This is a genomic window from Klebsiella grimontii, assembly GCF_900200035.1.
In the GTDB taxonomy this organism is placed as follows: Bacteria; Pseudomonadota; Gammaproteobacteria; order Enterobacterales; family Enterobacteriaceae; genus Klebsiella; species Klebsiella grimontii.
In genome coordinates this window covers 15757-30055 of sequence record NZ_FZTC01000022.1, presented here as the reverse complement: position 1 = coordinate 30055, position 14299 = coordinate 15757, and the positions used below count along the sequence as shown (strand labels likewise).

Genomic DNA, 14299 nt, shown 5'->3' with positions numbered 1-14299 from the left:
GTTATTCGCTTACCGGTTGATGGACTTTTCGCGAAAAACGCAGCCGCAGACGATCGAAGAACAGATAGACCACCGGCGTGGTGTACAGGGTCAACAGCTGACTCATCACCAGACCGCCGACAATGGTAATCCCCAGCGGCTGGCGCAGCTCGGATCCATCGCCGCCGGAGAGCACCAGCGGCAGCGCGCCGAACAGCGCCGCCAGGGTGGTCATCATTATCGGCCGGAAACGCAGCAGACAGGCCTGGAAGATGGCCTCTTCCGGCGGCAGGTTGCCGTTGCGCTGCGCCTCAAGGGCGAAATCGACCATCATGATGGCGTTTTTCTTCACGATACCAATTAATAGCATAATCCCGATGAGCGCGATTAGGCTGAACGGGGCATCGAAAAGCTCCAGCGCCAGCAGCGCGCCGACGCCGGCGGACGGAATGGTCGACAGAATGGTCAGCGGATGAACGTAGCTCTCATAGAGGATCCCCAGCACGATATAGACCGTGGCGATGGCCGCCAGGATCAGGATCACCTGCGAGTTCATGGTCTCCTGGAACACCTGCGCGGTCCCGGCGAACGACCCGCGTACGCTGGACGGCACGCCAATCTGGGTCATCGCCCGGTTGATGGCGTCACTGGCTTCCGACAGCGACTTGCCGGTAGGCAGGTTAAAGGAGATGGTCGATGCCGCCGAGAGTCCCTGGTGATTCACCGACAGCGGCGCGTTGGCCGGCTGCCATTTCGCGAAATAAGCAAGCGGAATCGGCTTGTCTTCGCTGTTGATCACAAACATCTTATCGAGGGCGCTGACGTCCTGGGTGTAGACCGGGTCGACCTGCATCACCACTTTATACTGGTTCAGCGGCTGGTAGATGGTGGAGATCTGCCGCTGGCCGAAGGCGTTGTTCAGCAGATTGTTGGCGTCCTGCACGCTGATGCCGAGCCGCGACATGGTATCGCGATCGTAGATCAGGTCCATCTCCGCGCCGTTATTCTGACTGTCGGAGTTAACGTCCGCCAGCTCCGGCAGCGCCGCCAGCGTTTTGCGGATTTTCGGCTCCCATTCCCGCAGCGCCGCGAGGTCGTCTGACAGCAGGGTGTACTGATAGCTGGCGTTGGCCTGACGACCGCCGACGCGGATATCCTGTACCGCCATCAGGAACAGGTTGGCCCCCGGCTCCTTCGCCAGCTTTTTGCGCAGTCGATCGATAATCTGCTGCGCCGTCTCATGGCGCTCATCGCGCGGCTTCAGGGTGATAAACATCATCCCGCTGTTGACCCGCGAGCCGCCGGTAAAACCGGTGACGTTGTCTACCGCCGGATCTTCACGAATGATCTTCATAAAGTCCTCCAGCTTGCCGCGCATCGCCTGGAACGAGATGCTCTGGTCCGCCTGGATGCCGCCCATCAGCACCCCGGTGTCCTGCTCGGGGAAGAAGGTTTTGGGAATCGAGATATAGAGCCAGACGCTTAGCGCGATGGTGCCGAGCAGCACCAGGCCGGTTAAGCGGCTGTGCTTCAGCACCCACTTCAGCGACTTACCGTAGCCGCCCTGAATCGCCACCAGCAGGCGGCCAAACCCGCGCTTGCGCGTCGGCTGGTGGGGCTTGCCGCTTTTCAGCAGCCAGCCGCACATCATCGGCGTCAGGGTCAGAGAGACCGCCAGCGAGATGCCGATCGCCACCGACAGGGTGACGGCGAATTCGCGCAGCAGCCTTCCCGGCAGGCCGCCCATCAGCAGCAGCGGCAGGAACACCGCCACCAGCGACAGGCTCATCGACAGGACGGTAAAGCCGACTTCCCGGCTCCCCTGCAGCGCGGCCTGCAGCGGCTTCATGCCGGCTTCGAGATGGCGGGAAATATTCTCCAGCACCACGATGGCGTCATCGACCACGAAGCCGGTGGCGATGGTCAGCGCCATCAGCGACAGGTTGTTGAGGCTGAAACCGCACAGGTACATAGCGGCGAAGGTGCCGATCAGCGATACCGGAACGGCCACCGCCGGGATCAGCGTCGCGCGCCCTGAGCGCAGGAACAGGAAGACCACGAGGATCACCAGCGCCACCGAAATCACCAGCGTTTGCTCGACTTCCTCCAGCGAGGCGCGGATGGTCGGCGAACGGTCCTGGGCGATCTGCAGATCGACTGAGGCCGGGATGGTGCGCTGCAGCTCCGGCAGGCGGGCGCGAATGCTGTCCACCGTCTCAATGATATTGGCTTCCGGCAGCTTGCGGATCATCAGCAAAATCGCCGGTTTGGCGTTAGTCATCCCGGCGTTGCGCACGTCCTGCACCGAATCGGTGACGTTGGCGACGTCGCCGAGGCGCACCGCCGCGCCGTTATTGTAGTGCACGATCAGCGGCTGGTATTCGGCGGCGGTCTTCAGCTCGTCGTTGGTCGCTACCTGCCAGCGGTGGGTCGCGTCTTCCAGCGCCCCCTGCGGTCTACGCACGTTGGCGTTGCTGATGGCGGTTCGCACCGCGTCCAGCGACACGCCCTGGTTAAACAGCGCCTGCGGGTTGAGGTCGACGCGCACCGCGGGCAGCGAACTGCCGCCGACGTCAACGTCGCCGACGCCGTCAATCTGGGCAAGGGTCTGCGCCAGCTGGGTAGAGGCGAAGTCGTACAGCTCACCCTGGGACCAGGTATCCGAGGTGAGGGTGAGGATCATGATCGGCGCGTCGGACGGGTTGGCTTTGCGGTAGGTCGGACGGCTCGGCATGCCGCTCGGCAGCAGGCTTTGCGCGGCGTTAATCGCCGCCTGCACGTCACGGGCCGCGCCGTTGATATCGCGGTCAAAGTTGAATTCGAGAATGATTCGCGTACTGCCGAGCGAGCTGGAGGAGGTCATCTCATTGACCCCGGCAATCCGCCCCAAAGAGCGCTCCAGCGGGGTCGCCACCGACGAGGCCATGGTCTCCGGCGACGCGCCGGGCAGCGAGGCGCTGATCATGATCACCGGGAAATCCACCTGCGGCAGCGGCGCCACCGGCAGCAGGCGGAAGCCGAGGATGCCGCACAGCGTAATGGCGAGCGAAAGCAGAATCGTCGCCACCGGACGATAAATGAAGAGGGCGAAAAACTTCACCTACGCCTCCTCCTCACGCCGCGGGAAGCGGCTCTTCATATACAGCGACAGGCGGTCGAACAGCAGATAGATAACCGGCGTGGTGAACAGCGTTAGCACCTGGCTGAGCATCAGGCCACCGACCATACCAATCCCCAGCGGTCGCCGCAGCTCCGCGCCGACGCCGGTACTGAGCATCAGCGGCAGCGCGCCGAACAGGGCGGCGAGGGTGGTCATCAGGATCGGGCGAAAACGCAGCAGACAGGCCTGATAAATCGCCTCGCGCGGCGGCATACCCTGTTCGCGTTCGGCGGCCAGCGCGAAGTCGATCATCATGATGGCGTTTTTCTTGACGATGCCGATCAGCAAGATGATGCCGATAATGGCGATAACGTCCAGCTCGCTCCCGGCCAGCCATAGCGCCAGCAGCGCGCCGACGCCCGCCGTCGGCAGGGTGGAGAGAATGGTGATCGGGTGAATAAAGCTCTCATACAGCACGCCGAGGACGATATACATCGCCACCACCGCGGCGACCACCAGCCAGACGGTACTGCCGAGCGCCGACTGGAAGGCCAGCGAGCTGCCCTGGAACTGGGTGCGGATGTCGCTCGGGAAGTCCAGCGCCTGCTCGGCGCTAAGAATCGCCTCGACCGCATCGCCCAGCGAATAGTTGTCCGGCACGTTAAACGAAATGGTGGTGACCGGGAACTGATCGAGATGGTTAATCGACAGCGGAGCAAAGCGCTGCTCGACTTTGGCGATCGCGGTGAGCGGCACGATCCCGCCGTCGCTGCTGGTGAGGCGGATATTGTCCAGCGCCGCCAGCCCCGGCGTGGCCTGGGTATCATGCTCCAGCACCACGCGGTACTGGTTCGCCTGGGTATAGATGGTGGAAATCAGACGCTGACCAAAGGCGTTATACAGGGCGTTATCGACGTCCGCCATGCTGATGCCGAGGCGGCTGGCGCTGTCGCGATCAACGTTGATATACGCCGCCAGCCCCTTATCCTGCCAGTCGCTGCTGACGTCGGAGAGCTGCGGCAGCGCCTGCAGCCGGGCCAGCAGCTGCGGGACCCAGTTGCTCAGCGCGTCCAGCGAATTCGCCTGCAGGGTGAACTGGTACTGGGTCCGGCTGACGGTGGTGTCAATGGTCAGATCCTGGGTCGGCTGGAGATAGAGCTCGACGCCGGGGATGCCGCTCACCGCGTTTTGCAGACGGCCGATCACCGTCTGCACACGATCGTCGCGTTCATCCAGCGGCTTGAGGTTAATCTGCAGGCGGGCGCTGTTCAGCGCCGGGTTGGTGCCGTCGACGCCGACGAAAGAGGTCAGGCTTTCCACCGCCGGATCTTTGAGTATCGCCGCCGACACCTGCTGCTGGCGCTCGGCCATATTGGCGAACGACGCCGACTGCGGCGCCTGTAGCGTGCCCTGGATAATACCGTTGTCCTGAATCGGGAAGAAGCCTTTCGGAATAAACACCCACAGCATAATCGACAGCGCCAGGGTGCTGAGGGCTACGCTCAGGGTCAGCCACGGATGATTCAGCACCCGGCTCAGCCAGCGGCCGTAGACGGCAATCACCCGCTCAAAAAAGCGTTCGCTGGCGCGCGAGAAGCGGTTCTGCTTGCGCAGCGATTCATGGCTGAGCATGCGGGCGCACATCATCGGCGTCAGGGTCAGCGACACCACCGCGGAGATCAGGATCGCCACCGCCAGGGTAATGGCGAACTCGCGGAACAGGCGGCCCACGATATCGCCCATAAACAGCAGCGGGATCAGCACCGCAATCAGCGAGAAGGTCAACGAGATAATGGTAAAGCCAATCTCTCCGGCCCCTTTCAGGGCGGCGGCCAGCGGCTTTTCGCCTTTCTCGATATAGCGCGAGATGTTTTCGATCACCACGATGGCGTCATCGACCACAAAGCCGGTGGCGATGGTCAGGGCCATCAGCGTCAGGTTGTTAATCGAGAAATCGAGAAACACCATTACCGCAAAGGTGCCGACCAGCGATAGCGGCACGGCGATGCCGGGAATAATTGTCGCCGGGACGTTGCGCAGAAAGACGTAAATAATCATCACCACCAGGGCGATAGCCAGCATCAGCTCGAACTGGGTGTCGCTAACCGACGCCCGGATGTTGGTAGTGCGGTCGGAAAGCACCTGTACTTTGACTGATTTCGGCAGGCTTTCGGTCAGCTGCGGCAGCATCTGGCGGATGCTGTCGGCGGTCGAGATAATATTCGCCCCCGGCTGGCGCTGGACGTTCATGACGATCGCCCGCTGATTGTTGGCCCATGCTCCGAGCCAGCTGTTTTCCGCGCCCTGTTCCACGGTAGCGACGTCGCCGAGGCGAATCGGCGCGCCGTTCTGCCAGGCGATAATCAGCCGGCGGTAATCCTCCGCCGACTGCATCTGATCGTTGGCGGAGAGGGTAACCGCCCGCGACGGGCCGTCGAGGCTACCCTTCGCCGAATTGACGTTAGCGCTGGTAATCGCGGTGCGTACCGTTTCGCTGGTCAAGCCGAGGGCGGCGATGGCCTGGGCGTTGAGCTTGACGCGTACCGCCGGGCGCTGCCCGCCCGCCAGAGTCACCAGCCCGACGCCGGAAACCTGGGAGATTTTTTGCGCCACGCGGGTCTCGACCATATCTTCGACCTGGGTCATCGGCACGGCGGAAGAGGTGACCGCGAGGGTCATAATTGGCGGATCGGCAGGGTTCACTTTGCTGTAGACCGGCGGGTTAGGCAGGTCCGAGGGCAGCAGGTTGGTGGCGGCGTTGATGGCCGCCTGCACTTCCTGCTCAGCGACGTCCAGCGGCAGCGTGAGCTGGAACTGGAGCGTGACCACCGACGCGCCGCCGGAGCTCTGGGAGGACATCTGCTTAAGGCCGGACATCTGGCCAAACTGCCGCTCCAGCGGGGCGGTCACCGACGAGGTCATCACGTCCGGGCTGGCGCCGGGATAGAGCGTTACCACCTGAATCGTCGGGTAGTCCACTTCCGGCAGCGCCGAAACCGGTAGGAAACGATAGCCGATAATCCCGGCCAGCATAATGGCCACCATTAACAGCGTGGTGGCGACCGGGCGCATGATAAACAGACGGGATGGGCCGCCCGTACTGCTCGGCGGTAGCACTTGCATCAGGAGCGCGCTCCTTTTTTACCGTATTCGCGGCTGGTGGCTTTCGCCGGTTCGGCGGCGCTAGCCGCATTCTGGGCTTCCACCACTTCAACCTTCGCGCCTTCGGTCAGACGGTCGATACCGTCGGTCACTACGCGATCGCCGGCGGAAAGCCCGGCGTTAATCACCACTTTCAGGCTGTCCTGAATACCCGGCGTGACGGTGTGCTTGCTGACTTTGTTCTCAGCGTTCAGAACCCAGACAAAATGGCCTTCGTTACCCATTTGCAGCGCGGCGGTTGGGATCACCACCGCGTTCTGCTCGGTATCGACCAGCATCCGGGCGTTAACGAACTGATTCGGGAACAGGGCATCGTCCAGGTTAGTAAAGCGCGCTTTCAGCTTGATGGTGCCGGTGGTGGCGTCAATCTGATTATCGAGGCTCAGCAGTGAGCCTTCGCTGATTTTCTGTTTATTGGTGCGGTCCCAGGCTTCGACGACCAGCTTTTTCCCCGCCTTTTGCGCCTGTACCACCGTGGCGATTTGGTTTTCCGGCAGCGTAAACACGACGTCGATCGGGTGGGTTTGCGTCAGCACCACGATCCCGGTGGTATCGCCGCTGGAGATTTGGTTGCCGATATCCACCTGCTTTAAGCCGACCCGGCCGTCGATCGGCGCGGTGATGCGGCTCCAGTTCAGCTGCAGCTGGGCGCTGGCGACGGCGGCTTCGTCCGCTTTGATCGTGCCCTGGGTTTCGCTGACCAGCGACTGCTGGGTATCCAGCTCCTGACGGGAAACCAGATTGGTTTTCACCAGCTGCTGGTAGCGCGCCAGATCGCGGCGGGCGTTGGCCAGGGTTGCCCGATCTTTCGCCAGCTGGCCTTCGGCCTGGGCGAGGGCGACCTTAAACTGGCTGGGGTCGATTTCCGCGAGCAGATCGCCCGCTTTGACCTGCTGGCCTTCGGTAAAGTGGATGGCCAGCAGCTGACCGTCGACGCGGCTGCGAACGGTGACGGTATTCGCCGCCGTTACCGTACCGAGGCCGGAAAGATAGCGGGGCACCGCTTCGCTGGCGGCGGTTGCCGCCTGCACCGGCGCGAGGGCGGCGCCAAAACGGCCAGCACGCCCGCCGCCGGGCCCCGGACCTGCCGCCGTTGCCGACGGCGCGTTTGCCGCTTCGCGACCCTGCCAAAACCAGTACGCGGCACCCGCGATGATTGCCACCACCAGCACGGCTGCCCAACGGCTTTTATTGCTACCTTTCATTAATTTGCTATCTCATCCTGAAACGTTTCACGGAATGATACTAGTTTAGCCAGCGAACGCCGCTTAAAAATGGAGGAATTATGAAAAGACTGTCCAGATATGTCTGTAAAAAAGGCTTTTCGCTGAGCCGTTTACGGTGAATATTTACGCGCAATTTACGCTTAGTCATTTTCGACTACCGGCCTGGCGAACAGGGCTGCTTATTACCCTCATTCGGCGCTTTCAGGGGGCCAACAGCGGAATACGTTGAACCTGAACTGATATACAGCGTGAATAAGCGGCCCGGGGAAGTGATTCAGCCTGATTGGCGGCGGCATCTGATTAATAATCAAATTCACTCACCGTTTTGCCTTAAACAATGCGACCAATACCAGAGGGTTCTTTATGCATTTTACCCAGGCTATCGCCCGCCTACCGGCCGCCACCTGCGGCGCGGGACAAACTACCGCCCAGCTGGGCGCGCCGGATATCGCCGCCACCACCCGCCAGTTTCTCGCCTATGTGGAAACCCTGCTGCAGCTTGGCCTGAAGGTCACGGTGCTGCCTCCGGCGGCGGATTATCCTGATGCGCACTTTGTTGAAGATACCGCCGTGGTCATGCCGGAACTGGCGGTGATTACCCATCCGGGCGCGCCGAGCCGTCAGGGCGAAGTCGATACCATTGCGCCGGTGCTGGCGGGGTTTCGTCCGCTGGCGCGGATGAGCGAGCGCGGGCATATGGACGGCGGCGACGTGCTGTTAGTGGATAAGCAGTTTTTTATCGGCCTGACGGCGCGCACCGATGAGCAGGGGATCCGCGAGTTTGCCGCCGCCGTTGAGCCGCACGGCTATCAGGTCGCGGCGATCGAAGTCAGCGCCGGTCTGCATCTGAAATCAATCGTCAACTACGTGGGCCGCAATACGCTGCTGCTGACGGAAGGCTACGTTAACCATCCGGCATTTAGCGGTTTCAACAGCATCGTGATCCCGGAGGAGGAGGCCTACGCCGGAAATACGCTGTGGATCAACGATAGCTTAATTACGCCGCAGGGCTATCCCCATACCCTCGGCGAAATCAGCAAGCTGGGAATGCCTATCGTGCAGCTCGACACCAGCGAATTTAAGAAAATGGATGGCGGCCTGACCTGCCTCTCACTGCGTTTTTAATCATCGCGCCAACACCGGGGAATCAAAATGAAAATACGCCTTGCCGCATTACTGGCCTGTATGGCGCTGAGCGCGCCGCTGGCCGCCCAGCAGTTTGACACCATCAGCTTTGGCGTCGATGGCGGCTATCCGCCTTTTGACGTGCTGGCGCCCAGCGGCGAAATCACCGGCTTTGATATTGATATCGCCAACGCGCTGTGCACCCAGCTAAAAGCCAAATGCGTTTTCGTGAAGCAGCCGTTTGAGAGCATGATCGCCGCCCTCAACGCGCATAAGTTCGATGCCATTATAGCCTCGCTCAATATTACCGATGAACGTAAAAAGGAAGTGGATTTCACCGACCGCTACTACCGCAGCGCGGCGCAGCTGGTGGCGCGCAAAGGCAGCCCGCTGCTGCCGGATGCCGCCAGCCTGAAAGGCAAAACCGTCGGCGTTCAGACCGGCTCTACCCATGAAGCGTTTGCGAAGGCCAACTGGGCCAATCATGGCGTGAAGATTGTCGGTTACGCTAACCAGGATAACGTCTACCTCGACCTGCTCTCCGGGCGCATCGACGCCGCGTTGCAGGATAATATCCAGGCGGCGACCGGCTTTATTGATACCCCACGCGGGCAGAAATTCGCCTTTGCCGGCCCGGTTATCCAGGACGGCGGCATCTCCTCCGACGTCGGGATTGCGGTCAATAAAGACAATCCGGCGCTGCGCGATGCGCTGAACGGGGCCATTAAGGCAATCCGCGCCGACGGGACCTATGACGCCATTCAGAAAAAATACTTTAGCTTTGATATTTATGGCAAATAAGTCGTAAAGGTGCGGGCGTGGGCGCTGGCCTGCGCCCCTTTACGACCTCCGCGGAAGGCTGAATATGGTCGCAGACTATTTACCCCTGTTGTTACGCGGCGCGGCGCTTTCGCTGTGCGTGATGCTCTCTTCATTACTGGTCGCTCTGCTGCTGGGGCTGATTAACTCGCTGATTAAGCTCTTCGGCCCGCCGTGGCTGCGCCTGTTTTCCACCGCCTACACTACGCTGGTACGCGGGATCCCGGAGTTGGTGATTATGCTGCTGCTGTTTTTCGGCGGCGAGATGCTGGTTAACCTGCTGCTGGGTCTGGTGGGGCTGGGGCCGGTGCGCTTCAATACTTTTATCTCCGGCGTGCTGGCGATTGGCTTTGTTTTCGGCGCCTATTACACCGAGACTTTTCGCGGCGCGTTTCTGACCGTCGATAGCGGGCAAACCGAAGCCGCGCAGGCCTACGGGATGCGACCCTGGACGGTATTCCGCCGGGTGATGCTGCCGCAGATGCTGAGCTTCGCGATCCCGGGCATCAACAACAACTGGCTGGGGCTGATGAAAGCGTCAGCGCTGGTGTCGATCCTCGGCCTTGAGGATATGGTCTGGCTGGCCGAACAGGCTGGGCGCGCCACGCAAAAGCCGTTCCTCTTCTATTTTCTGGTCTCGCTGATTTACATGGTGATTACCGCGCTCTCCAGCTGGCTGTTCAGCCGCCTGGCGAAGCGTTACGCGCTGCGCTCTTCCACGGCGGGGGCGGCCTTATGAATCTGCAAACCTTTATCGATGCGATTCCGAGCTTTTTGTGGAGCGACGGCAACGGCGCCGCCAGCGGACTGGCGGTCACGGCGGAGCTGTTTTTACTCTCCATCGTTCCCGGAATGGCGCTGGCGATAGCGATGGCGGTGGGGCAGGTGTACGGTCCGCGCGGGCTGGCGCTGCCCATTCGCGCGTTTACATATTTTTTTCGCAGCACGCCGCTCTATCTCCAACTGATGCTGATTTACTACGGCCTGTCGCAGTTCGATATCGTACAAACGGGCTGGATGAACGACCAGCCGTTCTGGCTGCTGTTTCGCGATGCGACCTTCTGCGCCACCCTGGCGCTGGTTCTCAACACTGCCGCGTACGTTGCGGAGCTGCTGGCGGGGATGATGGTGACTTTCCCGCGCCAGGAGTGGATCGCCGGAGAAGCCTACGGGATGGGGAAATGGCAAATTATTCGCCGTCTGGTTCTGCCCGCGACCCTGAGGCGCGGGATCCCGGCGCTGAATAATGAAATGGTCTTTTTGCTGCACGCCACGTCGCTGGCCAGCACCGTGACCCTGCTGGATATTACCGGCGTGGCCCGCGCGTTCTACGCCATGACCTATTCGCCGTTTATTCCGTTTCTGATGGCCGCGGCGCTGTATCTGCTCTGCACCTTTTTGCTGATTTTCACCTTCGCGCGCGCCGAGCGGCGCTGGCTGGCGTTTATCCGTCGCGGCTAGTCAAGAGCGCTTAATGGCCTGCAGTTCGGTGAGGGTGACGATTTTATCGACGTGAAACTTTTTACTGGTCAGCCAGCTATCCGCCAGCTGGCAGTAGTGCGCCATGCTGCGGCAGCCGATACGCACCAGAAAGTCGAAGCTGCCGCTGACCAGCCAGCAGTCCAGCACTTCGGGCGTCTGGCGCATCTCCTGTTCAAACACCGGCTGCGATCGCCCGTGGTCGGCCAGCGCGATTTGCGCCTGCACCACAAACGCGTGCTCCGGCTCGGGCAGTTCTACAATGGCGCTGTAGCCGCGAATAATGCCGTCGCGCTCGAGGCTGCGCACCCGTTCCAGGCACGGACGGGCGGTAAGGTTTACCTGCTCCGAGAGCTTTTGATAAGAAATGCGGCCATCCCGGCGCAGGATTTCAAGGATCTTGTGATCGATACGGTCAAGCCGGATTTTCTTTTCCACAACCAGGACGTCCAATGAAAATTAAACACTATACATTACCTGAACATGCACTCGGTGGGCAGCGGCAATTAAGCCATTTTCATTTCGGCGCGCCCGGCACAGGAGAGAAGGTCTATCTGCAGGCGGGGCTGCACGCCGATGAAATTCCGGGCATGCTGGTTCTGCATTATCTTAAAAGATTACTCAGTCAGGCGGAACGGCGCGGCGAGCTGCGCGGCGAAATCATTCTCGTGCCGGTGGCCAACCCGCCGGGGCTGGCCCAGGTGCTGCTCAGCGGCGGCATAGGTCGTTTCGATCTGGCAAGCGGGCGTAATTTTAACCGCGATTTCCCCGATCTGGCTGCCCTGGCGCAGCCCTATCTGCGTGCGCCATCGCCCGGTTCGCGCCGCGAGTACCTGCAGCAGGTGCGCGCGGCGATGCGGGAGGCGCTGGCGGCGCTGCCCGTGGTCAGCGAAGTTCAGGCCCTGCGCCATCATCTGCTGGGCCTCGCCTGCGATGCCGATTTGGTACTCGATCTGCACTGCGATGACCAGGCGATTTTGCATCTCTACGCCGACCCGGCCTGGCAACGCGAGGCGAAAGTTCTGGCGGCTTTCCTCGGTATTGGCGCCGTGCTGCTGTCGCAGGAGAGCGGCGGTCATTCGTTTGATGAGGCCTGCGGCCTGCCGTGGCAGCGCCTGGCGGCGCGTGATTCATCGCGCTCGCAGCAGCAGCCCGGCTGTATGGCGGTGACCGTCGAACTGCGCGGCCAGCAGGAGGTGGATCACGCCACCGCCTGCGACGATGCCGAACGTCTTTATCGCTATCTGCAGTACCGCGGCGTACTGGCCGGCGCGAAGCCTGAGATTCCGCAGCAGGAAACGGTAATGCTGCCGTTTGCCGCCGGGGAGATTGTTACCGCCCCGGCGACCGGCATCCTGGTGCTGTTAAAACAGCCCGGCGAGTGGGTCAGCGCCGACGATGTGGTCGCGGAAATCATCGATCCGCTGACCGATATGGTCAAAGCGGTGCGCCCGACATCGGGCGGGCTGATTTATGCCAGCCGTCGGGCGCCGTTTGTCACCCTGGGGGCCGAAGTAATGAAAATCGCCGGCGAGCGGCCGTTCAGCGGCGGAGGCGGGCTGGCGCTGTAAGCGGCTTTTCGTTTATCGCGCGGCTTAAAAAGTCGTTTACCGTCTTCATGCACAGCTCGCGCTCTTCGACGTGCGGCATATGGCTTGAGGCTTCGAAAATGACCCACCGCGCGTCGGGGATGTGGTCCATAAAGGGTTGTACCACCTCCGGGGTGGCTTCATCGTAGCGCCCGGAAATCAGCAGGACCGGAACGTCAATGCGCGCGAGGCGGTCGATAATCGTCCACGCTTTCATGCTGCCGATGACGTGGAATTCGGTGGGGCCATTCATGGCGTGATAAACCGTCGGGTCGGCATCCATGGCGTCGAAGGTGCGCCGCACTTCCGCCGGCCAGGGATCGAGGCGACAGACGTGGCGTTGATAAAATACCTGGCTTGCCGCCTTATATTCCGCGCTGTCCAGCGTTCCCGCCGCCTCATGGGCCAGCAGCGTCTGCTGGACGTCGGCGGGCAACTGCGCCCGCAGCCTGGCCGCTCCCTGTAGCCACAGCGCCATCGACGCCGGGGAGTTGGCGATAATCAGCGCCTTTAACCCCTTTGGCCGCGTCACGGCGTGCTCCGCGCCGAGCATACCTCCCCACGATTGGCCGAGCAGGGCGTAATGATCGGCAATATTGAGATGCTGCAGCAGGTTGGCCAGTTCGTCGAGGAACAGCGCCGGTTGCCAGAAATCGGCGGGCTGCTGCGGGAGATGGGTTGAGCGTCCGTTGCCTAACTGATCGTAGTGGATCACCGCCCGCCCGCTGAGGGCGATATCGCGGAACGCATCAACATAATCATGCGTGCACCCCGGCCCGCCGTGGGCGATGACCAGCGGCGTGAGCCCGCTATCGATATCGCCGCAAACGCGAAACCAGGTTTGATAGCGCCGAAACGGGGCGTAACCTTCGCTGATGGTATACATGAATCATCTTTACCCTGCTAAGTGGACCGGCTTTCAGGGTAAAGGGTGGCAACCGCGGCTGAACACTAGCAAAAATGCTAGTTCTTAGCTGTCGAGCAGGCGGTAGTGCAGGGCGCGGACTACCGCCTGTACGCGGTTGCTGGCGCCGAGCTTTTTGGCCGCGGTATTAAGATGCAGCGTCACCGTCGCCACCGAGCGGTGCAGCTTGCGGGCGATCTCTTTAGCGGTAAGTCCTTCGGCGGACCACGCCAGGCATTCGCGCTCGCGGTTGCTTAGCTTCACATGGCGGCAGGTAAGCAGGGTGCTGTCAAACAGCGGAAACGCCGACTCCTGAAACTGGTGGGCGAGCAGCATCAGCTGCGCCAGGGTGGCGCTGATTTCCCGTTCCTGACGCTGGCCGGTATGGATGCCGGTGAGAGTGACGAAACTGCCGTTGGGGAGATGCAGGGGAACCGTCGCCCCGCAGGGCATATTATGTTCGCGCATATAGTCGGTGACCGCGGTGGCGTGATTGTTCAGCCTCCCGCGCAGCATGCTGTTGTCCGGTCGTTGATAGGACCAGACAAAAGGCGCGCAGCTTTCGAGCGCGCAGTGCTGCACCGGATCAAGCTGGTAATATCCGCGCTCGCACCATAGCTGGCGCATATCTTCCGGCACATTGCACGTTTTCAGCAGCGAAGGCGTAATCAGCTCCCCTTCCAGAGAACGCGGGACCGGCGTGTAGTCGTAAATGACCGCGTCAAATCCTAACTTCCGGGTGGCCTGAAAAAGTCCGCTGAATGCCTCATCCAGGCTAGCCGCCCGCGCGCTGCCGGGGCGTTCAAATTCCAGTCGCATATAACCCCCTTCATCTAAAACGAGACCTGCGACGGGCACGATTTGTGCAAATCCGTCAATAGTTAGCGCAAAAGGCATGCAATTCCGGTGCCGCACC

At 61.3% G+C, this 14299-nt stretch carries 11 protein-coding genes; 5 read left to right on the top strand and 6 right to left on the bottom strand.

Translation table 11 applies throughout. The annotated features are described in order from the left end of the window. Nucleotide 1: 1 nt before the first annotated feature. From mdtC to KOSB73_RS20910, 3 genes are read right to left on the bottom strand one after another with little or no spacing between them, the layout of a single operon-like run. Nucleotides 2-3079 carry a multidrug efflux RND transporter permease subunit MdtC gene (gene mdtC, locus KOSB73_RS20920; protein WP_049089146.1) on the bottom strand — a complete coding sequence of 1026 codons (3078 nt, stop codon included), beginning with the start codon at nt 3077-3079 and terminating at the stop codon, nt 2-4. Beyond that, nucleotides 3080-6202: an MdtB/MuxB family multidrug efflux RND transporter permease subunit gene (locus KOSB73_RS20915; protein WP_004138668.1), complete on the bottom strand. Its 3123-nt coding sequence runs from the start codon at nt 6200-6202 to the stop codon at nt 3080-3082. Beyond that, nucleotides 6202-7446, bottom strand: a complete 1245-nt coding sequence (locus tag KOSB73_RS20910; protein ID WP_049086073.1) for an MdtA/MuxA family multidrug efflux RND transporter periplasmic adaptor subunit — start codon at nt 7444-7446, stop codon at nt 6202-6204. The genes KOSB73_RS20915 and KOSB73_RS20910 overlap by 1 nt, the downstream gene beginning before the upstream one ends. A gap of 384 nt (nt 7447-7830) precedes the next feature. Here KOSB73_RS20910 and KOSB73_RS20905 point away from each other — a divergent pair, with 384 nt between their 5' ends. The 4 genes from KOSB73_RS20905 to KOSB73_RS20890 all read left to right on the top strand — a co-directional run bounded on the left by KOSB73_RS20905 (nt 7831) and on the right by KOSB73_RS20890 (nt 10872). Beyond that, entirely contained in the window at nt 7831-8592 is a 762-nt protein-coding gene (locus KOSB73_RS20905) for a dimethylarginine dimethylaminohydrolase family protein (protein WP_049086072.1), read from the top strand. 27 nt (nt 8593-8619) lie between these two features. Beyond that, nucleotides 8620-9393, top strand: coding sequence for an ABC transporter substrate-binding protein (locus KOSB73_RS20900; protein ID WP_004122619.1), 774 nt, complete (start codon nt 8620-8622; stop codon nt 9391-9393). Between the two features lie 64 nt (nt 9394-9457). Further along, nucleotides 9458-10150, top strand: a complete 693-nt coding sequence (locus KOSB73_RS20895) for an ABC transporter permease (RefSeq protein WP_024359158.1) — start codon at nt 9458-9460, stop codon at nt 10148-10150. Further along, nucleotides 10147-10872 carry an ABC transporter permease gene (locus tag KOSB73_RS20890; RefSeq protein ID WP_004138673.1) on the top strand — a complete coding sequence of 242 codons (726 nt, stop codon included), beginning with the start codon at nt 10147-10149 and terminating at the stop codon, nt 10870-10872. Before KOSB73_RS20895 ends, KOSB73_RS20890 begins: the two co-directional genes overlap by 4 nt. Here KOSB73_RS20890 and KOSB73_RS20885 read toward each other — a convergent pair whose 3' ends face one another. Beyond that, entirely contained in the window at nt 10873-11328 is a 456-nt protein-coding gene (locus tag KOSB73_RS20885) for an Lrp/AsnC family transcriptional regulator (RefSeq protein ID WP_004122605.1), read from the bottom strand. 14 nt (nt 11329-11342) lie between these two features. On the opposite strand from KOSB73_RS20885, the gene KOSB73_RS20880 reads away from it, so the two are divergent. Further along, nucleotides 11343-12461 (top strand): succinylglutamate desuccinylase/aspartoacylase family protein, encoded by a 1119-nt coding sequence (locus KOSB73_RS20880; RefSeq protein WP_004138674.1) that lies wholly within the window; start codon nt 11343-11345, stop codon nt 12459-12461. On the opposite strand, the gene KOSB73_RS20875 is transcribed toward KOSB73_RS20880, so the two are convergent. After that, nucleotides 12433-13365, bottom strand: a complete 933-nt coding sequence (locus tag KOSB73_RS20875) for a proline iminopeptidase-family hydrolase (protein ID WP_049086784.1) — start codon at nt 13363-13365, stop codon at nt 12433-12435. The two genes, KOSB73_RS20880 and KOSB73_RS20875, sit on opposite strands and share 29 nt — an antisense overlap. Before the next feature lie 84 nt (nt 13366-13449). Beyond that, entirely contained in the window at nt 13450-14202 is a 753-nt protein-coding gene (locus KOSB73_RS20870; protein ID WP_024359155.1) for a helix-turn-helix transcriptional regulator, read from the bottom strand. Nucleotides 14203-14299: the final 97 nt, after the last annotated feature.

Excerpts from the sequence above, each read along its gene's own strand:
- KOSB73_RS20910 (WP_049086073.1), bottom strand. The coding sequence starts at position 7,446 with ATGAAAGGTAGCAATAAAAGCCGTTGGGCAGCCGTGCTGGTGGTGGCA.
- KOSB73_RS20890 (WP_004138673.1), top strand. The coding sequence starts at position 10,147 with ATGAATCTGCAAACCTTTATCGATGCGATTCCGAGCTTTTTGTGGAGC.
- KOSB73_RS20875 (WP_049086784.1), bottom strand. The coding sequence starts at position 13,365 with ATGTATACCATCAGCGAAGGTTACGCCCCGTTTCGGCGCTATCAAACC.
- KOSB73_RS20915 (WP_004138668.1), bottom strand. The coding sequence starts at position 6,202 with ATGCAAGTGCTACCGCCGAGCAGTACGGGCGGCCCATCCCGTCTGTTT.
- KOSB73_RS20900 (WP_004122619.1), top strand. The coding sequence starts at position 8,620 with ATGAAAATACGCCTTGCCGCATTACTGGCCTGTATGGCGCTGAGCGCG.
- KOSB73_RS20880 (WP_004138674.1), top strand. The coding sequence starts at position 11,343 with ATGAAAATTAAACACTATACATTACCTGAACATGCACTCGGTGGGCAG.
- KOSB73_RS20905 (WP_049086072.1), top strand. The coding sequence starts at position 7,831 with ATGCATTTTACCCAGGCTATCGCCCGCCTACCGGCCGCCACCTGCGGC.
- KOSB73_RS20870 (WP_024359155.1), bottom strand. The coding sequence starts at position 14,202 with ATGCGACTGGAATTTGAACGCCCCGGCAGCGCGCGGGCGGCTAGCCTG.
- KOSB73_RS20895 (WP_024359158.1), top strand. The coding sequence starts at position 9,458 with ATGGTCGCAGACTATTTACCCCTGTTGTTACGCGGCGCGGCGCTTTCG.